Annotated in this window: 18 protein-coding genes; 10 read left to right on the plus strand and 8 right to left on the minus strand. The window is 68.6% G+C overall.

Translation table 11 applies throughout. From position 1 onward, the window contains the following. Window positions 1–49 precede the first annotated feature (49 nt). Window positions 50–976 carry a hypothetical protein gene (locus ACGFIF_RS28860; protein ID WP_393158749.1) on the plus strand — a complete coding sequence of 309 codons (927 nt, stop codon included), beginning with the start codon at window positions 50–52 and terminating at the stop codon, window positions 974–976. A gap of 233 nt (window positions 977–1,209) precedes the next feature. Here ACGFIF_RS28860 and ACGFIF_RS28865 read toward each other — a convergent pair whose 3' ends face one another. Next, window positions 1,210–1,506, minus strand: coding sequence for a hypothetical protein (locus ACGFIF_RS28865; RefSeq protein WP_393158750.1), 297 nt, complete (start codon window positions 1,504–1,506; stop codon window positions 1,210–1,212). A gap of 174 nt (window positions 1,507–1,680) precedes the next feature. On the opposite strand from ACGFIF_RS28865, the gene ACGFIF_RS28870 reads away from it, so the two are divergent. Together ACGFIF_RS28870 and ACGFIF_RS28875 are read left to right on the plus strand one after the other, a co-directional pair. After that, window positions 1,681–5,052, plus strand: coding sequence for a BTAD domain-containing putative transcriptional regulator (locus tag ACGFIF_RS28870; RefSeq protein WP_393158751.1), 3,372 nt, complete (start codon window positions 1,681–1,683; stop codon window positions 5,050–5,052). 92 nt (window positions 5,053–5,144) lie between these two features. Then, on the plus strand, window positions 5,145–5,936 hold the full coding sequence (locus ACGFIF_RS28875) for a WD40 repeat domain-containing protein (protein WP_393158752.1): 792 nt from the start codon (window positions 5,145–5,147) through the stop codon (window positions 5,934–5,936). A 30-nt stretch (window positions 5,937–5,966) separates the two neighbouring features. Here the strand turns inward: ACGFIF_RS28875 and ACGFIF_RS28880 are convergent, their stop codons facing one another. From ACGFIF_RS28880 to ACGFIF_RS28900, 5 genes are all read right to left on the minus strand, one after another. Further along, window positions 5,967–7,199, minus strand: coding sequence for an RNA polymerase sigma factor (locus tag ACGFIF_RS28880; protein WP_393158753.1), 1,233 nt, complete (start codon window positions 7,197–7,199; stop codon window positions 5,967–5,969). Next, complete coding sequence (locus ACGFIF_RS28885; RefSeq protein ID WP_393158754.1) at window positions 7,196–7,519, minus strand: YciI family protein; 324 nt, start codon at window positions 7,517–7,519, stop codon at window positions 7,196–7,198. The genes ACGFIF_RS28880 and ACGFIF_RS28885 overlap by 4 nt, the downstream gene beginning before the upstream one ends. 111 nt (window positions 7,520–7,630) lie before the next feature. After that, window positions 7,631–8,239 (minus strand): dihydrofolate reductase family protein, encoded by a 609-nt coding sequence (locus ACGFIF_RS28890; protein WP_393158755.1) that lies wholly within the window; start codon window positions 8,237–8,239, stop codon window positions 7,631–7,633. 134 nt (window positions 8,240–8,373) lie between these two features. Further along, on the minus strand, window positions 8,374–11,622 hold the full coding sequence (locus tag ACGFIF_RS28895; protein WP_393158757.1) for a BTAD domain-containing putative transcriptional regulator: 3,249 nt from the start codon (window positions 11,620–11,622) through the stop codon (window positions 8,374–8,376). A 94-nt stretch (window positions 11,623–11,716) separates the two neighbouring features. Then, a complete protein-coding gene (locus tag ACGFIF_RS28900) occupies window positions 11,717–12,118 on the minus strand; it encodes a hypothetical protein (RefSeq protein ID WP_393158758.1) in 402 nt (133 codons plus the stop codon). 154 nt (window positions 12,119–12,272) lie between these two features. Here ACGFIF_RS28900 and ACGFIF_RS28905 point away from each other — a divergent pair, with 154 nt between their 5' ends. The 5 genes from ACGFIF_RS28905 to ACGFIF_RS28925 all read left to right on the plus strand — a co-directional run bounded on the left by ACGFIF_RS28905 (window position 12,273) and on the right by ACGFIF_RS28925 (window position 15,547). Continuing rightward, window positions 12,273–12,824 (plus strand): RDD family protein, encoded by a 552-nt coding sequence (locus tag ACGFIF_RS28905; RefSeq protein ID WP_393158759.1) that lies wholly within the window; start codon window positions 12,273–12,275, stop codon window positions 12,822–12,824. Window positions 12,825–12,910: 86 nt separating this feature from the next. After that, complete coding sequence (locus ACGFIF_RS28910) at window positions 12,911–13,792, plus strand: tachylectin-related carbohydrate-binding protein (RefSeq protein WP_393158760.1); 882 nt, start codon at window positions 12,911–12,913, stop codon at window positions 13,790–13,792. A gap of 198 nt (window positions 13,793–13,990) precedes the next feature. Next, window positions 13,991–14,722, plus strand: a complete 732-nt coding sequence (locus tag ACGFIF_RS28915; RefSeq protein WP_393158762.1) for an FHA domain-containing protein — start codon at window positions 13,991–13,993, stop codon at window positions 14,720–14,722. A 6-nt stretch (window positions 14,723–14,728) separates the two neighbouring features. Next, window positions 14,729–15,124, plus strand: coding sequence for a hypothetical protein (locus ACGFIF_RS28920; protein ID WP_393158764.1), 396 nt, complete (start codon window positions 14,729–14,731; stop codon window positions 15,122–15,124). 165 nt (window positions 15,125–15,289) lie between these two features. Then, the gene (locus tag ACGFIF_RS28925) at window positions 15,290–15,547 is read left to right on the plus strand and encodes a WhiB family transcriptional regulator (RefSeq protein ID WP_393158765.1); all 258 of its coding nucleotides are present in this window, start codon (window positions 15,290–15,292) and stop codon (window positions 15,545–15,547) included. Window positions 15,548–15,623: 76 nt separating this feature from the next. Here the strand turns inward: ACGFIF_RS28925 and ACGFIF_RS28930 are convergent, their stop codons facing one another. Next, the gene (locus tag ACGFIF_RS28930) at window positions 15,624–17,849 is read right to left on the minus strand and encodes a hypothetical protein (protein ID WP_393158767.1); all 2,226 of its coding nucleotides are present in this window, start codon (window positions 17,847–17,849) and stop codon (window positions 15,624–15,626) included. A 1-nt stretch (window position 17,850) separates the two neighbouring features. After that, entirely contained in the window at window positions 17,851–18,210 is a 360-nt protein-coding gene (locus tag ACGFIF_RS28935; protein ID WP_393158768.1) for a hypothetical protein, read from the minus strand. 274 nt (window positions 18,211–18,484) lie between these two features. Between ACGFIF_RS28935 and ACGFIF_RS28940 the strand changes: the two genes are divergently transcribed. Continuing rightward, a complete protein-coding gene (locus ACGFIF_RS28940) occupies window positions 18,485–19,030 on the plus strand; it encodes a hypothetical protein (RefSeq protein ID WP_393158770.1) in 546 nt (181 codons plus the stop codon). A 1-nt stretch (window position 19,031) separates the two neighbouring features. Continuing rightward, entirely contained in the window at window positions 19,032–19,679 is a 648-nt protein-coding gene (locus tag ACGFIF_RS28945; protein ID WP_393158771.1) for a hypothetical protein, read from the plus strand. The last annotated feature ends 15 nt before the right edge of the window (window positions 19,680–19,694 follow it).

Consider the following 19,694-nt stretch of genomic DNA (forward strand, 5'->3'; position numbering starts at 1 on the left):
CGACGAGGCAACCTTGCTCGGGGCAACCGTCCGGGATCACTCTGGAGTGGTGGACGTCGACGCGGTGGTTGAACTGTACGGGCTGCCGCCTGATCAGTTCACCACTGCGCGCAACCGGCTGGCCACGGAACTCAGACGGGCCGGCGACGCCAGCGGAAGTGCCTCGGTCAAGGCGCTGCGGAAGCCGACCATGGCCGCCTGGCTGGCGAACCAGTTGGTCAGAGTGGCTCCGGATCAGATCGCCGAACTGACCGAGTTCGGGGACGAACTCCGCGCGGTCGTTCTCGCCGGGGACGGCACCCGCCTGCGGCATCTCACGCCACGCCGCCACGACCTGGTGCAGCGCCTCGTCGCGACCGCGAAGACCGAGGCGGCGACGATGGGACGCGCAGTCACCAGCACCGTGGCCGAGCGGCTCGCAGAAACCCTGGACGCCGCCCTGGTCGACCCCGGCGCGGCCAAGCTCCTGCGCAGCGGTCAACTGACCAGCGCGCTGCGCCACATCGGATTCGGGGTGGTTGACGAGAGCGGCGAGCCAGTGACCGTTCGACCGCTCAAGGTAGCGAAAGCCACGCCCGCGCCCAAGACGACCGCACGCGCGTCGAGATCCGCTCGAGGCAAGCCGGCGCCGCCCCGGGCGGCACCCCGCGAGGACGTGCAGAAACGGGCCATGGAGCGGCAACGGGCCGAGCTGGAAGATCGACTCCGCGAGGTCGAAGCCGAGTACGGCGAGGCCGAGAACCAGCGCCAGGCCGCCGAAGCAGACCTGGACGCCAACGAGCACCACATCGCCGACATGCACACCGCGATCGAGCGACTCACCAGCGAACTCGAGCAAGCCCGCCACGAGCTCCGCACCGCCCAAAGCCAAACCAGAAAACTGGAACGATCCCTCACCCGCGCCGAACGAGACGCAGCCATCGCCAGACGCCGACGCGACACCCAACAAGAGCGCCTAAAAGCCTTCAACGAGTAAGCACGCGCTCCGCTCCGAGCCTGCAGGACGCCTACCGTGCAGGTTCGGTTGCCTGTGAGCACCGGGGCCGGAGGCAACTAGTACGCCCGTGTACGAAATGAGTGTTCGGCCGGACCGACGACGCCATCCCCCGAAGGGCGCAGGGCCCCTTCGGGGGAGCGGGCGGTCTCGTCGCAGGCTGGTGGCTGGGGCACTTCGGACGGGTCGACGTTGTCGTCCATGCCGCGGCCGTCTCAGGCGGGGTGCAGTGCGGTGTGGTGGTCGCGGCGGCGTTGTACGCCGAGGGTGATGGCCAGGCCGACGCCGGCGAGGGCGATTCCGCCTAGTGCGCCGGCCGCGACAGAAGTCGCCTCGAAGCCGTCGTCGATGGGGACATTGCGATCGACGTACACCACCGTTGGTGTGTCGGGCGGCTCCGGAGGCACCCCGGCCGTGGCCGGTACGGCGAGTGTCAGGCCGGCTAGACAGGCACCTGCACCCACCGCGAGCCGGACCAGCTTCGTCGTGTGTTTCGTTCCGTGTGCGGACATGACTGCTACTTCCTGTTCTCGCGTCCGGCGGGACTCGCTCTGGCGATGGGTCCGGGTGCGCTGGACGATCGGTGATGCCTTTGTCGCACCGTGCGGTATTGCGGCGGGATGGCCCGGTATCAGCGCGGTATCGGCGCCCTTGACCGGGTTCACGACGGGGTCGACAGTCGAGATGTGAGTATCGCCGTTCTCGGCCCGCTCACGATCGAGGGGGAAGAAATTCTCGGACGACGTGATCGCGTCGTGCTCGCCGCCCTGGTCGTGCACCCGGGTGATGTCGTCAGTGCCGAGGCGCTGGCCGAAGTGCTGTGGGGCGAGCAGCCGCCGGCGTCCTGGGCCAAGATCGTCCAGGGGTGCGTGGTCCGGCTCCGCAAGCTGCTCGGCAGCCACGCGATCGAGACGTCGCCGCTCGGCTACCGGTTGAGCGTGCCGCTCGACGAGATCGACGCGCAGCGCTTCGAGCGCGCGGTCGGCCGGGCCGGCGAGCTGCTGGCATCCGACGAGGCCGAGCGGTCGGCGCTGGTGCTGGCCAACGCGCTCACGATGTGGCGGGGCCGACCGCTGTCCGAGCTGGACGGCTGGGACCCGGCCCGGATCGAGGCCGCCCGGCTGACCGAGCTACGGCACTCGGCCGAGGAGCTGTACGTCGAGTCCGCGCTGCGCTCCGGCCAGCACGACAAGGTGCTGGCCAAGGCGCAGGCGTTCGTGGCCGAAGCCCCGCTGCGCGAACGACGCTGGGTCCTGCTTGCCACGGCGCAGTACCAGGCCGGCCGCCAGGCAGAGGCGCTGCGCACGGTTCGCCAGCTCCGCACGGTCCTGAACCGCGAGCTCGGCCTGGACCCCGGCCCCGACATTGACGCCCTCGAACAGGCGATTCTGCGGCAGGACCCGTCGCTCGTTGCGGCCAGTGCGCTCCCGGAGCCAAGCCCGGTCTGCCCCTACCTGGGGCTGAAGGCGTACGACGTGGACGACGCGGACGAGTTCTTCGGTCGCGATGCCGACGTCGCGGCCTGCCTGCACAAGCTCGCCGACACCTCGGTACTGGCAGTGGTGGGCCCGTCGGGATGCGGCAAGTCCTCCCTGGTGCGCGCCGGCGTCGCGGCCGCGATGCGGCGGGACGGGGTCCGGGTGGTGGTCATGACTCCGGGCGTGCACCCGGTCGCCGTGCTGGCCGGGGTGATGCCCCACGAGGGCCCGCCGCCGGCGTTGCTGGTCGACCAGTGCGAGGAGGTGTTCTCGCTGTGCCAGGACCACGCAGAGCGGGACGCCTTTCTCACCGCCCTGACGGCTCATCTGGCGGTGGCACCGCTGATCTTGTCGTTCCGTGCCGACCGACTCGCCGACATCTCGTCCCACCCGGCGTTCGCCCGGGCCGTGGAGCGGGGTCTGTACCTGCTCGCCGCAATGGCGGAGACCGACCTACGGGCCGCGATCGAGGAACCCGCCCGGCTCGCCTCGCTGATCGTCGAACCCGGTCTGGTCGACCTGCTCGTCAACGAGGTGGCCCACCAGCCGGGTGCGCTGCCGCTGATGTCGCACGCGCTGGCCGAGACGTGGCAGCGCCGCGAAGGACGCACCCTGACCGTCGCCGGCTACCGCGCCACCGGCGGCATCCGCGGCGCGGTTGCACAGTCGGCCGAAGAGGTCTATGCCCAGGTCTCCCCGGAGCAGCGCGAGGTGCTGCGTGGCCTGCTGCTGCGTCTGGTCTCGCCCGGCCCGGAGGGAGAACCGGTCCGCAGCCGGCTGCCCAAACGCCTGGTGGTTACTGGTCCCGAGCCCGAAGCGATGGTCAGCCTGCTGATCGGCGCCCGGCTGGTCACCAGCGACGACGGTGTCGTCGAGCTCGCGCACGAGGCGCTGGCTCGCGCCTGGCCCCGGTTGCGTGGCTGGCTCGACGACGACCTGGAGGGGCAACGGATCCTGCACCACCTGGCGACCGTCGCCGACTCGTGGGACACGCTCGGCCGCCCCGACAGCGAGCTCTACCGCGGTGCGCGGCTGGCCAACGCCTTGGACTGGCAGGAACGCAGCCAACCCACGCTCACCGAGATCGAGGAGGCGTTCCTGGCCGCGAGCAAGCGCCTGTCCGAGGCCGAGCTGCGCGCTGCCGAGGACTCCGCCCGGTACCAGACCCGCGTCAACCGGCGTCTCCGCGCCGCTTTGAGCACCGCCGCGCTGCTGCTGGTCGGGGCGCTGGTCGCGGGCTTGGTGGCTGTCAGCCAGGCCGACCGCGCCGATCAGGAGGCAGCCGCCGCCGAGCAGGCTGCGGTCGTCGCGGATGCCGGCCGGGCCGGTGCCAAGGCGCTCGTGCAGGACGCCGTCGACGTGTCGATGCTGCTGGCTGTGGCCGGCGTCCGGCTCCACGAGACCCCCGAGTCCCGGGCCAACCTGCTCGCCGTACTCGCCAAGCAGCCGCAGCTGATCCGCTCGGTCGTGACGGAGCCGATCGAGAGCTTCAGCCTCGACGTGAGCCCGGACGGCGGTCGGGCCGTGCTGTACGACCCGAACGGCACGGCTCTGCTGTACGACCCGACGACCGGGGAACTGCAAGGCGCGCACCGCCCCAAAACCGACCCGCCCGGGGCGGTCCGCCGGGAGGGGTGGGGAGCGGCGGCCTTCGGCCCGGACGGCAGGTACCTGGCCGTCGGAATGCCGTCACCGACCACCCGACCGGTCTGGCTGCTCGAACCGAGGACGCTCGAACCGGCAGCCGAATCGCAGCAGTTGCCGCGCTTCAAGGTGCCGGCGCGGGCAACGCACCTCGACTACAGCCACGACGGAAACTCACTCATGGCCGTCATCAAGTTCTACGCGGACGGGACGCTGAACGACTACACCACCGGGTCCTTGGTTGTCTGGAACGTCCGACAGGGCACACACCCATCGGTGCGGAGAATGCTGCCGCTGTCTGACGACGCGGTCAGGGCCCGGGCGCAGATCAGCCCCACCGGCGACCGGGTCTACACGACCCGACCGCTCACGGCGTACGACGTGGCGACCGGGAAGGTGGCCTTCTCACGGCCCACTCTGTCGACGAATGCCGTCGACGTCACGCGAGACGGCAAACTGCTTGCACTTGGTGGCGAGATGCCGCCGGGGTCGGGCTCCGGCATCGGGGATGTGGTGCTGATCGACGCCGCGACAGGAGCAGACAAGGGCCGCCTGCCCGGCGACGACGAGATCCTGATGGTGCGCTTCTCCCGCAACGGCTCCCGAGTGGTGTCGACGTCCGCGGAACCGAAGACGATCGTCTGGGACGTGGCAGAGGGCCGTGTGGTCGAGGAGCTCGACATCCGCGACCAGGACCCCTGGGACGTCGGCTTCAGCCGGACGACAAGACCATGTACACGGCGGGAAACGGAGCGCTACGCAGCTGGGATCTCACCGGTGATCGCGGCTATCTCACACAGGTCAAGAAGCCGTCCGGCTTCGACCACGGCTGCGTCATACCGGCTCCTGGTGGCAGGACTGTCTACCGCCAGGGCCGGACCGGGATCCGGTTCATCGACGTCGAAACAGACCAGGCCACCAAGCCGACCGTTCTGAGTGGCGACTGGTTCGTCATCGACACTGCGAGATGCGGCACCTGGCACCCCGGCGGAGAACGGTTCGCAGCGGTCAAATTCGGCGTCATCAGAGTGTGGAACACACGCACCGGTCAGGTCGTCGCGCAGCGCCGGCTGCCCGGCGGCTCTGTCCAGGACATCGCCTACAGCGCCGGGGACGGCAGCCGGATCGCGATCGGCCAGGCGTCCGGCCTGGCCACGCTGCTCGACTCGGACACCCTCGAGCCGGTGGGCAAACCGGTCCAGGTCGGCGCGTCGATCTCCTGGCTGTCCGCTGGGCCGGACAATCGCAGTGCCGTGGTACTCACCGGCGGCCGAAACTTCGGGCTTGACTTCGCTGTCCCGTCCACGGGATGGGCGCTGCTCGACCTCGAGACGGGAACGGTGGTCCGCACGGGCCGACTGACGCTGCGCAACCCCGAGGGGGTGGCCTTCTCCCCGGACGGCCGGCATGTCGCCATTGGGAGTCAACACGGCGAGGTGATGGTGCTCGACACCGCGACCGGCACAGCGGTCGGTCCGCCGTTGAAGTTGCACAAGGATCCGATCAACAGCCTCGCGTACTCGACGGACGGCTCCCGCCTGGTGTCGTCCGGCGCCGACGGCACCGTGACCCTGATCGATGGCAACAGCGCGGCTCTGTTCGGCTCCGTCGTCATCCCAGAACAGACCCTCACCACGGCCGACTTCCGGCCAGACGGCCGCACTGTCGTGATCACGCCGTACGACGACGGGATCTACCACTGGGACACCCGCCTCGAGCACGCCATCGACCACGCCTGCCAGGCCGCCGGTCGCGACCTGACCACCGAGGAGTGGCGCGAGAACCTCGGCGACCGTCCCTTCCGCCAGACCTGTCCCTGAGCGGGACGCCCCTGCGGTTTCGTACGGGCGCTACCCCAGTTGGTCGCGGCGGCGGGTTAGGTAGGCGGTTTCGGCGGTATTGCCTGCTAGTTCGATGGCTTTGTCGTAGGCCGCGCGGGAGTCCTGGCTGCGGCCGAGGCGGCGTAGCAGGTCTGCGCGGGTGGCGTGGTAAGCGTGGTAGCCGGCCAGCTTGTCGTCGAGACGGTCGACGGCGGCCAGCGCTACCTCCGGGCCGTCGAGCTCGGCGGCCGCGATGGCCCGGTTGAGCGCGACGATCGGTGTGGGCTCGACGCGGATGAGCTGGTCGTAGAGGGCGACGACCTGTGACCAGTCGGTGTCGCGTGCGTCGCGAGCGGAGGTGTGTACGGCGTTGATCGCCGCGAGGATCTGGTAGCGCCCCGGTGCCATCCCGGCGGCGGCAGCAGCCAGTCGCTCGCGCACCAGCCGATGCCCTTCGGCGATCAGCGCTGCGTCCCAGGCCCCGCGGTCCTGCTCGTCGAGGGCGACCAGTTCGCCGCTCGCCGAGACCCGGGCGGTGCGGCGGGCCTCGGTGAGGAGCATCAAGGCCAGCAGCCCGGCCACCTCTCCGTCGTTCGGCATGAGGGCACGGATCAGGCGAGCGAGCCGGATCGCCTCGGCGGTCAGGTCCTGCCGGACCGGATCAGTGTCGGGTCCGGTCGCCAGGTAGCCCTCGTTGAACACGAGGAAGAGGACGGCGAGTACGCCGGAGATCCGGGCCGGGAGATCCTCCGCGGACGGCACCCGATACGGGATGCGAGCCGCCTTGATCTTGGCCTTCGCGCGGGTGATCCGCTGCCCCATGGTGGCCTCCTGCACCAGGAAGGCACGGGCGATCTCGGGCACGGTCAGGCCGCCGACCATCCGGAGCGTCAGCGCTACGCGGGTCTCGATCGCGAGCGCCGGGTGGCAGCAGGTGAAGATCAGCCGGAGCCGCTCGTCGTCGATGGCGCCGAGAGGCTCGGGCGGGTCGTCGTACACCATCTGAGCCTCCTTGTGCTTGTCGTCGCGCTTGTTCTCGCGGCGGAGCCGGTCGATGGCCTTGTTGTTGGCGGTGGTGGTCAGCCAGGCGCCGGGGTTGGGGGGTACGCCGTCGGCCGGCCAGCGCGCGACCGCGGTCGCGAACGCCTCGGCCGCGGCCTCCTCGGCGATGTCGAGATCACCGAAGCGTCTGGTCAGAGCGGCGACCACCCGCGCCCACTCCTCGCGGTGGGCCTGGGTGATCGCCTCCTCGACGTCGCTCACCGGAACGGCCGCACCTCGATCTTGCGATCGCAGACCTTCGACGCCTCGGTGGCGAGCTTGAGCACCACATCCAGATCGGGGGCCTCCCACACCCAGACGCCGGCGAGGTACTCCTTCGACTCCACGAACGGCCCGTCGGTGAACACCGCCTGCTCGCCCCGGTTGTCGATGACCGTGGCCGCGTCGGTGTCCGCGAGTCCGCCCGCGAAAACCCAGTAGCCCTCGGCGATCAGTCGTTCGTTGAACGCGCTGATGGCAGGCTGCCTGTCCGTGCTGCCGGGATTGCTCTTGTCGTCGATCACGGAAACCAGGTACTGCATCGCGGATCATCTCCTGTGCTCCGGCGGCGCCCCTCACGGGCGACCGCTCACCCCTGCTACGAACACCGCAGCCCCGATCCGACACCGCCGCCCGGATTTCTTTCAAGGACTTCAGTCGGCCGTCGCATACTGCGGGCGTCCCTTGGGCCGGTAGACCTGGAACGTTACCCCCGCCGGGGTCGACCGCGATTCCACCAGTTCGAGCGCCGCATCCGGGCCGGCAGCAGGGAACAACCGCGTGCCCTGCCCGACGACCACGGGATAGGTCAGCAGAATGATCTCGTCGACCAACTGGTTCTCGAACAGCCACCGGACCAGGTCGCCGCTGCCGTGCACCTGCAGCTCACCCCCCGGCTTGGCTTTCAGCTCACGAATCGCGGCCGCGAGGTCCCCGGCGAGAGCGGTCGTATCCGCCCATTCCGGCTCGGTGAGCGTGCTCGATGCCACGTACTTCGGCCGCGAGTTCAACGCCCCCGCGATCGGGCTGCTCAGATCCTCCATCGTTCCCCAGTAGCCGGCGAAGATCTCGTACGTCTGCCGACCGAACAGAAACGCATCGGCCCGCTGGTAGACCTCCCCAAGGAGCCTCTCAGCCTCCTCGTCAAACAACGGCAAGGCCCATCCACCTCGCTCGAACCCACCCCGACGGTCCTCATCCGACCCGCCAAGCCCCTGCATCACCCCATCAACAGAAACATTCGTAACAGTCGTCAGCTTCATAATTGCCGGTCCTTTCCCTGGAGACGCCCCTCGTAGGCGTCCTCTCACCCCAACTACGAACACCTCACCCCCGATCCGACACCCAGACAGCCCCGGGCGGCTGCTGATCGAAGTCTTCGCGCCAGGATTGGTGATCAGGATCGGACTGGCGCGGTGGTGGCCTGGGTTTCGAGCAGGCGGTAACCGCAGGATCGGGCGATCGATGCGGCCTGTTCGGCGGCGTTGGTTGCGGCTGTCGTGTCGCCGGTGGCGCGTCGCGCCGTGGCCAAGGCGAGGAGGGCCTCGGTTTCGAGGTATGGGTAGGTCCCGCGCGCGATCGTGAGGCAGTCTTCGATCCACTGGATGGCGGCGGGAGTGTCGCCGAGGGTGAGGTGGGCCTGGGCCACGGTCGAGGCGGTTTGGGCCTGCGCCTTTCGGTCGCGGACGACGATCGCGAGGTGGTGTGCTCGCAGTGCCGCCTGTAGCGCAGCGGTTCCGTCTCCGCGCTGGCTGTACAGCCGTGCCCACTCGTCCAGCGTCGACACCTCGCCGCGAAGGTGCGAGCGGCGCTGATAGCCAGCCAGTACGTCGCCGAGCAGAGCGGCCGCCTGGTCGGCCGCACCCAGCTGCCGCAGGGCGCTCGCCAGGTTGCCGCGGATAGTGAGAGTCGATGCCTCCTGGCCGGTCTCGTCGGCCTGCAGCGCGGAACTGAACAGGTCGGCTGCCTCTTGCAGCTCGCCCTGGTACAGGCGCGTCATCCCGAGACTGTTGAGCACGATGGCACGAACGTGGCCGTGCTGGTCGTCATCGGTCAGCTCCAGGGCGCGGCGCATCCACAGGTCTGCGTCGGCGAGCTTGCCCCGCTCCAGCTGAAGCCATCCGACCTGGTGGGCCAGATAGGCGGCGCCTGTGGTCCAGCCGACGGCCACCGCGAGGGCATGGCCGGCGAGACAGTCGGACAGTGCGTCCTCATCTCGTCCGACTGCGCCCAACGCCTGGCCGCGGTTGATCAGCATCGCGGCCTGCGCGACGTCGTCACCGGCCGCGGTGGCGGCGGCCAGCCCGGCCTGTGCCGCCGGTAGCCAACCGTCGGCATCCCTGCGAATCAGGAAGTATCCCCGGAGTTGGTCGGCGATGCGCCAGGACAGCGACCGGTCGCCGGACCGCACCGCATCCTTCACGACCGCCAGCAAGGCGGGGAGCTCGGCGTCGAGCCACTCGACCGCCTCGGCTTCCGAGCCGAAGAAGCTGACGGGTTCTGGATGGACACCGAGTCGGACGAGTTGCGGATACACCCAATCCAGCGCGGCCGTCACCGCTTCGGCGTACCAGGAGTACAGCCGGGTCCGGGCGGTCTCACCCTCGGCGTCCTCGGCGTCTTCGGCGAGAAGTCGACGGGAGTAGAGGCCGAGCAGATCGTGGAACCGGTAGCGGTCCTTTGCCTGCTGCAGAAGCATGTTCGCTTCGAGGAGGTCTTCCAGGACTCGATCGGCCGCAGTAGTCGGAATCCCGAGCAGAATCCCCGTGCTGTCGGCACTGAAGTCGTCGCCAGGGTGCAGGCTGCACAGTCGGAAGGCGCGCTGCGCCTCGGAGCTCAGGGCGGCGTAGCTGAGCTGGAAGCTGTTGAGGACGCTCGACTCGCCGAGGCTGAGCTCGCTGAGCCGTCGGTTGCTGTCGTCCAGACGGCGGGCCAGGTCGGCGACCGTCCATTCCCGCCGGGTCGCGAGCCGCGCGCCGGCGATGCGCAGTGCGAGCGGGAGCCGGGCGCAGGCCTCCGCGAGCGCGCTCACACCTTCGGGGTCGGCATCGAGCTGATGCGTTCTCGCAGTCGAGGCGATCAGCAGGATCGCGTCGTCGCGGGGGAGTGGCTCGAGGTTCACGACGCCGGCTGCGGCCAGGCCCGGCAGTCGCCGTCGGCTGGTCACGATCACGTCGCTGCGTCCGGCCCCCGGCAGCAGTGGTTGTACCTGGGCTGCGTCCTGTGCGTTGTCGAGGAGCACCAGCAGTCGTCGGTCGGCGAGTTCGCTGCGAAGCACTGCGGCTGCTTCGGCTTCGTCGGTGCCGATCCGGCGGCCAGGTACGCCGAGCGCGCGGAGGAAGCGGCCGAGCACCTGGAGCGGCGCAGGTGTCGTCACGTCACTGCCGCGCAGATCGGCGTACAGCTGTCCGTCCGGGTACTCCGCGCGGAGGTGGTGTGCCGCGGACAGGGCCAAGGCGGTCTTGCCGACCCCCGCGATGCCGTTGATCAGGACGACTCGCGAGGAGAGTGCGCCGGGCCGGGTGAGCGCCGTACGGATCGTGCCCAGCTCGTCCGTGCGGCCGACGAAGTCCGGCGGTGCGGACGGGACCTGCTGGATGACTAGACGCTCGGCCGGTGCTCCGCTCTGCTGCCGGAGTACCTCCAGATGAACCGCGCGGAGCCGTTCGCCGGGGTCGATGCCGAGTTGTTCGGCGAGCGCCGCCCGAATTCGGTCGTAGGCCGCGAGGGCCTCGGCCTGCCGGTCGGCCGCGGCCAGGGTCTGCATCAGTTCGACCTGCAGCGGCTCGTCGAGTTCGTGCCGCGTGGTGAGGTTTCGCAGTGGCTCCAGTGCACGTTCCGGCTGGCCGAGGTCACGCGCCAGAGCGGCGAAGGCCCGGACTGCGGCCGTGTACTCGTTGGAGACCGCAAGGTAGAGCGGGTTGGCCGCCATCGGCTCCACGTCGGTATCGCCGCGCCACAGCGCCACGGCACCCGAGAGCTTCGCCAACGCCACCTCCGGGTCGGAGCGAGCTGCCCGGGCGGTGAGATCGCGGAACCGCAGCAGGTCGAGGTCGTCATCGCTCAGCGTCAGCCTGTAGCCGGTGCGGCCGCCGATTATCACATCGTTCGCCGCCAGCAGTCGTCGCAGCCTGGTGACGCGGGTGTGGAGCAGATTCACCGCGTTTGCGGGTACGGCGCGCGGCCAGAGGAGATCGATGAGCTCGTCCTGACTGACAGTCGTACCCGCAGCGAAGGCGAGCCGGGCGAGCAAGGTGCGTTGCGGACCGGAGTTGACGGGCACCGGGAGTTCTCCGTGCCAGACCTCGAGTGGGCCGAGGATAGCGATGCGCAGCGGTCCGGCGGCGCCGGAGATCGAACCGGTGACGGAGCTCTGCGCCTTCCCGGCGGCGTTCAGTCTCCCGGCGTCATGACCAGCCAGCCTGAGGGCGGCGATGATGGCCTCGATCGAGTCCGGCTTCGGGCTCTTGGTCCTGCCTTGTTCCAAGTCGCGGATCGCCGCCGCGCTGAGGCCGGCCCGATCGGCGAGCCCCCGCTGCGTGAGCCCGGCGTCCTGGCGGAACGTCCGCAACAGCTCACCGAAGCGGCCGACTGGCTCCTGGACATGCGGAGGGCCGGGTGGATCCTCCTGCGGCCTTTGGGGCACGGGGAGCATCTTACGGGCTTCGAGGGTCGCGGCGACTTCATGCTTTCCCGCCCGTTGCCGACGGCATCCATCCTGACCAGGTCTTCCGGTGGTGTCAGCGGGGTGTGATGCCAAAGCGCGCGCGCACCTGACCGACAGTGGGCACGGCGCTGAAGCCCAGGGCGTTCGCAGCGATGACGATCGTCCTGTTTTCGGTCGCATACTCCTGCGGGGTCGACCAACTGTCCTCGAGGCCGGGCGATGCGGCCATCGCCCGCAGTACCGCCTCCATCACCGCGACGGCATCGTCCCTGGTCGCTGCGTCGACCACCACGCGACCACGTCGCCAGCCGCCGCCGAAACCGAAGTTGCAGTCGAACTCCGCGGAGGTCACGCCGGCAACCGATGTCGCAGCCGCGGTGAACGCCTCCTCGCACTTGGAGGCCTTGCCGGACGTGCACGCCGTGACGGACAGCACCACCAACGCCGATCCCAGGACGACCGCCAACCACCGCATCTGTTCAGTCACTCCCTCGACCGGGCCTTGTGCCACCCGACAGATGCCTGCGGCAATGATCTCAGCGACAGATGTTAGGTGTAGTTGCTTGCATCTGCCTGCCCGTACTCGCCCCGTACATCGATGGACCCAGGGAGTCTGTACGGTCGCGAACGTGAATCGACATGTGGATCCAGTGGTCGTCCTCGGGGCGCAGGTCGCCAAGCGAGTCCAGCCATTCGGGGACGGGCGTCGGTATGTGGCCGCGGGGGAGTGGGCGCGGTTCCTGGCCTGGCTGGTGGATTTGGTGGTCGTCGTGTTCGGTGTGGGGATCGGGTTCGTTGCCCTGGCGCTGGTAGACGGTCAGGTTGCCCTCAGCAACGGGGCGTTGACGCTGGCCCTGCTCGGGCTGATCTTCGGGGTTCCCCTCGTGTACGGATGCTTCTACGGCAACGGCCGAGCCCTGGGTGCCGTCCTGACCGGTACGCAGCTCGTCCGGCTGAAGCACGGTGGTCGGCTCGGTTTCTGGGCGTCGTGGGCGATGCTTGTGCGAATCCTGCTGCCGCTCTTCCTCGTCGCCGTGGTGGCGAGTGCATTCGCCGGCGGAGGATCAGCGCCCGGGTCGTTCGTCCGAGTCAGCCTGGACGTCGACGCCACCCACCGACTCTGGGCAGCGGAAGGAGTACGGGCGCAGTACGGGCAGAGTCGTGACGATGGGCATCCATAAACTCCAGCGCGACCCAAATGGGTTGCTGAAGGCAACAGTCCCCAGAGCCATGTCTGGCCCTTGACCTCCCTGAAGGAACTCTCCTGATGCGTAAATCCATCCTGGCCGCCGCGGCAGCGCTGGCCGTTGCCGCGACCGGCCTCGTCGTGGTGGCCCGGCCGACGGCTGCGGCTCTCAGCGATGTGCCCGCGGACTGCAGTGTCTCCACGGCGGCGTACCGCTCCGACGGGCAGCGTCTGACATATGTGTACTCCGGCCAGACGACGAGCACCAAGGCCTACGCCAACGACAACCTTGGCTGGGTGCCGACGGCGCATCAGCAGATCGGCGCCTCTGGTGACGACACGAGCTTCCGGAGCACCGAGTACGCCGCCCGTGCGGGCGAGGATCGGCTCTACAAGCTGAGTCGTCAGGGCGAGTTGGTCGACGGCACCTGGAGAATCACGGCGATGAGCGCCAGCCACATCGGGGTTGGGTTCGCCGGCACCCGGATCCTCGCGTCGGCGTCGCCGTACCTCTACCATGTGGCGGGCAGCTCGCTCTACCGCTCGACGGAGACCTACGTGGACGGCGTATTCACGCTTTCGCGGCCGGTGAAGCTGGCCGGCACCGGGTGGGACACGGTCAACACACTGACCTACGAGCGCAGTGGCGGAACAGGCAGCGCCGCCGTCGACGTACTGATCGGCACCAAGTCCAACGGCGAGCTCAAGGAGTGGCGAATCAACCGAGCCACCCCGACAACGATCACTTCGAAGGTACTGCGAGCAAGCGGCTGGGGACCGTTCACCAGCCTCAGCACGGGCTACTGCGACGCGCACCCCAACGGCCGCCCACTGCTCGGCATCACCGCCGCCGGCAGGGCATCCGTGCACTTCGACGCCAACAAGACCGACAGCATCGGCACCGACATCAAGGGCGGCTCCCTCGGCTCCCTCGGATGGACCGCCAAGGCCTACGGCCAGTAACGTCGCGCTGCACCTGGTGCTCGGCGACGCGAAGTTGCTCGAGTGCAATCGTCTATCGGTGCAGACCAGAATCCCAGCCAGGAAAGCGCCGCGAACCCGTCCGCAGGTTGCATCTTGTTGCGGTGCGGCCCGAGTGCTTTGCTGATTGTGGGGGTGCGGCGACGACGGGCGAGGTGCCCGCGATCGCCGCAGGGGACGATGAGCGATGGATCGAGTACGCCGTACCTCGTGGTGGAGACCGGATCGCACGAAGGGCGGCGGATCAATCTGACCGGCGCCCACCTGACGGTCGGCCGGATGCCGAACTGCGACGTACGGTTCGACGACCCGTACCTGAGCCGCACGCACGCGGCGCTGTGGCAGCAGGGCGGTGTGGACTACGTCGAGGATCTGGGCTCGGCCGGCGGCACCTTCGTGAACGGGGAGGCGATCACGGCGCCGCGGCGGCTGCACCCGGGGGATCGCGTCACGTTCGCGGACCTGCAGCTTCGCTACAGCACGGGCGAGAGCGCGCCGACCGCGGTCCGCTACGACATCGGCGATCAGCGAGCGCAGACGATCAACAATGTCGGGCGGGACCAGTACGTCCAGCACGTCATCCAGCAGCGGGAGAACTTCTTCCGCGAGATCGCCGCGACGAAGACGAAGGCCCGAGGACTGATCTGGACCGGTGTCGTGGTGTTCCTGGTCGGACTCGCCATCGCCGTCGTCGGCTGGTACACGTACTTCGGTCAGATCATCGACTTCTCGTCCGCATCCGGCATGCCTTCCCAGGACGACTTCAGCGGCTTCCTGGTGTTCGCGCTCGGCGGCCTGGTCAACCTGGTCGGCGTACTGCTGATCATCGCCGGGATCGTGATGCACATCGTCGCCACGGCGCGCCGCCGGCGGGTCGACCGGGATCTGCCGCCACCCCAGCTCATGAGATGAGTCGCGATGACCTTCAACATCGGCAACCAGAACGCCGCCAACATCAACAACGTCGGCCGCGATCAGCACATCACCGGAGGCCAGACCGGCATCGTGGTGACGCCGGAGCAGGCCCGGCAGGCGCTCGCCGACCTGTGGGCGGGCGTCAAGGCCACGCGACTCGACCCCGTGACCTCGGTCGCGGCGGAGACGGAACTCCGCGACGTCGAGGCCGGCCTGCGCCAGCCGGAGCCGGATCGCGCCCGGATCGCACCAAGGCTCGAGCGCCTGACCCGCATCCTCCTCGCCGCAGGCTCCCTGGCCTCGGCCGGCTCGGCTCTCGTCGCGCCCCTCCGCACGCTCGCCCAGTGGCTCGGAGCCCTCGGAGAACCAATCCTCGGCCTGCTGCCCCTTCTGATCTGACCGCCCGTCTGGACGGCGTTCCCAGGCGGAGCGTGTAACGGCGCGGCTTGACCACCGCCGCTGTCACAAGCGGGTGGACTGACCTTGTCTCTCAGTTGGGACCGGACGAGGCCCGGACGGTCTCGACGACATCCAGACCGTCCCCATGGAGGAGACCGTGATGCCATGAACTGGCTGCTCAAAGCCGCCTGCCGCACCGAGGACCCGGAACTGTTCTTCATCGGAACCACCGGACCAGCCCTGCAGCAAATCGAGACTGCGAAGAAGGTATGTCGCCGGTGCGAAGTGGTCACCACCTGTCTGGACTGGGCACTCCGCACCGGCCAGGACAGCGGCGTATGGGGCGGCTTATCCGACACCGAACGCCGCACCTTGAAACGCGGGCAGCGCGACCGGGACGAGTCAGAGTCCACGCCGAGATAGCTCCTAACAGTGTTCAGAGCCGTCCGACCCCTGGCCACCGCGCCGCCGGCTTGGGCGCGGTGGCAGGTTGCGTGTCCTATCGGCGCGGCTTCTTGGCCGGCTTGGCGGCGGATGACTTCTTGGCCGGCGCGCGCCGGCTGCGCTTGGCCGTCGAGTCGGTGAGGCCCGCGTCGCGGGTGGGAAGAAGACCGGCGAACGCTTCGGCGACTCGCGAGCGTCCCTGCGCGTCGTCGGCTGCTCGGACACCGGGTAGTGCCCCTCCGCCCGCCAGCGCGGACAGGCGCTCCACTGCCTCGGTGAGGTGGTATGCGTCGCCGCCGAGCGCCACCCACTTGCCAACCTCTGGATTCATCGCCAACGACGCGTCGCGATTCTCCAGGTCGTTGGTCGGGTGATCCACCCAGAGCTCCACATTGTCGACGACGCCGACCGGGATGCCGCTGGCCGACCACGCCACCGCCACGGTGACCAGATGCCGGCCGGGCCGATCGAGCGCGAACCCGGCCGAGCTCCAGAACAGCCGATAACTCGCCGTCCTGTGCTCGCCCGGAGCGAGTGGCGCGAGCCGTACGGTCTCGCACTCGATGACGAACGGCCGGACGGGACGCTCGTCGCCGCGGTCGTCGGTGACGGTCATGGTCGCGAACAGACCCTCCAAGCGCACGTCGTTGGGAACGATCAGCTCGTCGTTCGAGGTGTTCGTCAGCGTCCAGGTCACCGTGACCGGTGCGCCGAACGCGGCCGGCGCGGTGTCGACGCTCACCTCGAGCGACAGCTCGGACGGATCGAACAGTTCCCGGTCACCCGCCTGCGGCGCGCCGGATGGGAACCAGCTCGCGAACGGCCAGCCACCCGGCCTGATCACCGGATCGGGCATGTGCGCCAGGTGATTGCGGACGGTGGTGTTGAACCCGAGGTTGATCTGATCCGGGAACACCCCAGGGGCCCCGGTGGTGGGTCCGCCGAGAACGTCGGCCACGCTCGGCGTGGTCGTCATGATCGAGTTGTCGGCTGCTGTCTCACTCTCCTGGTGGATCTGGTTGAACGCGTGGGTGACCTCGTGGCTGGCCGATCTGAGGAACGCTCGGGGTACGTCGCGCTGCATCTCGTCCTCGGCGTCCCCGAAGTTGCTCGAGTGCGAGGCCGGGTAGCCGTCGTCGGAGAAGCTCGCCGACCCTTCGCGAGGTACGTCGATCTGGTCGTACATGACGCCACGGGAGCACCCCATCGCGGCTGGTACGACGACCAGATGGGTTCGCCATTCGGCATCCAGATTCGTCGTTGGCTTGCGCACGGCCGTCATCAGGTCGTGGAGGTTTCCGCTCGACCAGCAGACGTTCGGGTCCACACCAGTCGGCACCGGAACGTCGACCTGGTCCTCCACGACGGTGAGGTCCCAGCGGGCGCCGGCGAAGACTGTGTCGAAGTACTCGGTACCTGTCCCCGAGGGATGCGGGACCGGGGCCGGTGCGACCGCTCCGGTGAGTACGTCGATCTCCAGGACGGCACGGCGCAGGTGCGCCGAGACCCAGGTCAACGTGATCGATCCGCGGTCCACGGTTCCCTGGAACACGCGGCCTTGGAAGCGAGGCCCGCCGATGGACGGCAGGGGGAACGGTGGCGAGGCCCGGTGCAGGACGAAGCGCAGGCTCCGGCTCGGCGACGCCGGGAAGGAACCTTCGAACGACCCGGCGGGCGGCTGGGTGTAGTCGTACTGGTCGACGTCGATCGTGACCTGGCACGGACGATTCCCGATCGTGAACGCGGGTACGACGAGCCGGGTGCCGCTCAGGTAGGAGTGGTACCGATTCCGCGGGTAGATGGGGATCCGCTGTATCGGCAGCAGTTCGAAGGGCGGGTCACCTCGACTCAGCGTTGCCGCGACCGATCCGGCGGAGGGTGCTGCGTCGGGGTGGACGACCCACGGTGGCGCGCCGAGATAGAGGTCGCCACTCACGATCACACCGTCCGGCCCGGCTTCGGGAGCCCCGCGGTCGATCCTGAGGGTGCCGACCAGCGGCCGGAGCGCACCCTTGGGACGGAACGTCACGGCGTAGCAGCCGTCCCGGAAGCCGAGGTTGCACGGCTTGAACGGCGGTATCGGTGGATGCGGCGGCTGGGGCACGGGAAGGGACGGAAGATCAGGCGACGCCGGATCCGGGCTGGGAACCTGTGGCGTATCGCCTTCTGGTTGCTGGGTGTCGACGGCGATCGGCGCAGCTACCGGAACACCGGGCTGGACGGCCGGCAGACCGAATGCGTCCGCACTGGACAGATCTCTCGGATCGTTACCATCGGGCATGTCATTCTCCCCCCTCGGGAATCGACCCGGATGGCGACGGCGGGGGAGAGGTCGTGCGCTCGTAGGTGACCTCACACCCTTCCGGATCGGTGAACGTGAAGCGCTGTGAGGTGAGCTGGACGGGATACTCGACCAGCTCGTCGGTCGCGGTACTCAGGATCAAGGTGCGGTCATCGGCGAGTCGGTAGGTTCCGGCGTCCCACCAGATCATCCCCTGATCGGGCCCTCGTGCTCCGCGGTACGTCGCCAGCACGAACGTGATCTCGGCCGGATAGCGTTGGGCGCACTCGGCCGTGGACAGTCGTCGCCACTGTCCCTGCAGGAACGGCAGACCGGTTCCCCGATCGGCCGATGCCGCCATGACTCCCCCCGAGGACTCACTGTGCGCAGCCAAGAACCGATACTGTCAGGATTGGTTCCCGCCGCGGCCACGTCAAGTGACGACAGGCCAATTGAAACGCATGATTTCCCCGACGGCCGTGTCTCACCAGGACAATTGCTTGGTGGCAAAACCGGGCTATTGACTTTGCTGTGTTTGCGTGCCTTCACTGGGGGCGGGTGGGGCGCCTGGCGATCGCATATTTCATAACCACTGCGAATCGCGTGGTGCGGTGAGCGATCAATGGAGTTGGGTCGTGGGGGCGACGGAAACCGACGAGCGGACGGAACGTCCGCGCTTCAAGCGCGGCAGGTCTGCCTGGGAGGCACGCGTGCGCCATGAGGCGCAGCGGCTGCGGGCCGACCTTGCGTCATGTACCCGGTCAGTGGCCGCGAGCGGGCCTCGAGCGGCCGTTGACTCCGACCGCCTGCTCAGGATCGGTGAGCACCTGGATCACGCCGATGAGGTGCTGGATCAGCACTTTCAGCGCAATGGACCGATGCGGCTCTTCACTGCCGGCCACACCTATCAAGAAGCGCTGGCGTCGGTCTACCGAGCCAGTGAGGACCTCATCCTCGTGCAAAGCGATGAGGCGTTGGCTGCTCGGCTTCCGGGTCTGCGCGCTGCTGTGCGGTCCTACCTGAGTGCAGACGATCCCCGACGGGAGATCTACCTGCTGCGCATCGATGCGGCGCTGACCACTGTCGGCGCTGAGCGGTTGGCCGAGGCGGCGCGGCTCGCGGCGCGAATGTCGGAGCAGCGAACAGCGGACGTCGACGACGTGGCCGATCCGGGCGGATGACATGCAGCACTTCACCGCTGAGGATCGTGAGGCTCTCCGAGCCGCCGCTCGGGCTGTCAACGACGCGCAGCTTTCGGTCCCGGCCACTGCCCGCAGTTACCGGAACGCGTTGACTGTCGCGATCTTTGTGCTCGCGATAGCCGCCATCGTGTTTCCGCTGCTGGCCACCAGGGCTGATTCGCGGCTGCTGGACCTGCACCCTTCGGCAACGCCCGGAGCGACCACAGCCACACCTGCGGCCGGCCCGGACGGTTCGGAGGCGAGGCCGCCGGCGAGCGAGGGTTCTGCCTCCAGCTCCACGGGCATCAGTGAAATCGCATCCATCGAACTGTGGGGTGTTCTCGGCGCCCTGGTGGGAGCCCTGGCCGGCCTGCGCAATCTGCGTGGTTCGACGCAACCGGTTGGTCTGCAGATGGCCCAGATCGCCCTCAAGATCCCAGCGGGAGCGCTGACCGCGCTCGTCGGGATCATTCTGCTGCAGGCGGCACTGACGCCCAACACTCTGGCGGTGGAGGACGGAAAGATCGCCGCTTTCGCAATTCTCTTCGGCGCGGCGCAGGAGACCATTACGGCGTTTGTCGATCGAACCGCCGGAAACCTGCTGGACAAGGGAAAGACGCTCGGCGAGAAGACCATGCAGGCGGCATGACCCGCGGTCGTTTGG

The organism is Kribbella sp. NPDC049174 (assembly GCF_043197365.1).
In the GTDB taxonomy this organism is placed as follows: Bacteria; Actinomycetota; Actinomycetes; order Propionibacteriales; family Kribbellaceae; genus Kribbella.

What these genes read in the sequence shown, in the direction of transcription:
- ACGFIF_RS28865 (WP_393158750.1), bottom strand. Translation starts at nt 1,506, where the DNA reads ATGTCCGCACACGGAACGAAACACACGACGAAGCTGGTCCGGCTCGCG.
- ACGFIF_RS28885 (WP_393158754.1), bottom strand. Translation starts at nt 7,519, where the DNA reads ATGCAGTACCTGGTTTCCGTGATCGACGACAAGAGCAATCCCGGCAGC.
- ACGFIF_RS28890 (WP_393158755.1), bottom strand. Translation starts at nt 8,239, where the DNA reads ATGAAGCTGACGACTGTTACGAATGTTTCTGTTGATGGGGTGATGCAG.
- ACGFIF_RS28900 (WP_393158758.1), bottom strand. Translation starts at nt 12,118, where the DNA reads ATGCGGTGGTTGGCGGTCGTCCTGGGATCGGCGTTGGTGGTGCTGTCC.
- ACGFIF_RS28910 (WP_393158760.1), top strand. Translation starts at nt 12,911, where the DNA reads ATGCGTAAATCCATCCTGGCCGCCGCGGCAGCGCTGGCCGTTGCCGCG.
- ACGFIF_RS28915 (WP_393158762.1), top strand. Translation starts at nt 13,991, where the DNA reads ATGAGCGATGGATCGAGTACGCCGTACCTCGTGGTGGAGACCGGATCG.
- ACGFIF_RS28920 (WP_393158764.1), top strand. Translation starts at nt 14,729, where the DNA reads ATGACCTTCAACATCGGCAACCAGAACGCCGCCAACATCAACAACGTC.
- ACGFIF_RS28925 (WP_393158765.1), top strand. Translation starts at nt 15,290, where the DNA reads ATGAACTGGCTGCTCAAAGCCGCCTGCCGCACCGAGGACCCGGAACTG.
- ACGFIF_RS28930 (WP_393158767.1), bottom strand. Translation starts at nt 17,849, where the DNA reads ATGCCCGATGGTAACGATCCGAGAGATCTGTCCAGTGCGGACGCATTC.
- ACGFIF_RS28935 (WP_393158768.1), bottom strand. Translation starts at nt 18,210, where the DNA reads ATGGCGGCATCGGCCGATCGGGGAACCGGTCTGCCGTTCCTGCAGGGA.
- ACGFIF_RS28945 (WP_393158771.1), top strand. Translation starts at nt 19,032, where the DNA reads ATGCAGCACTTCACCGCTGAGGATCGTGAGGCTCTCCGAGCCGCCGCT.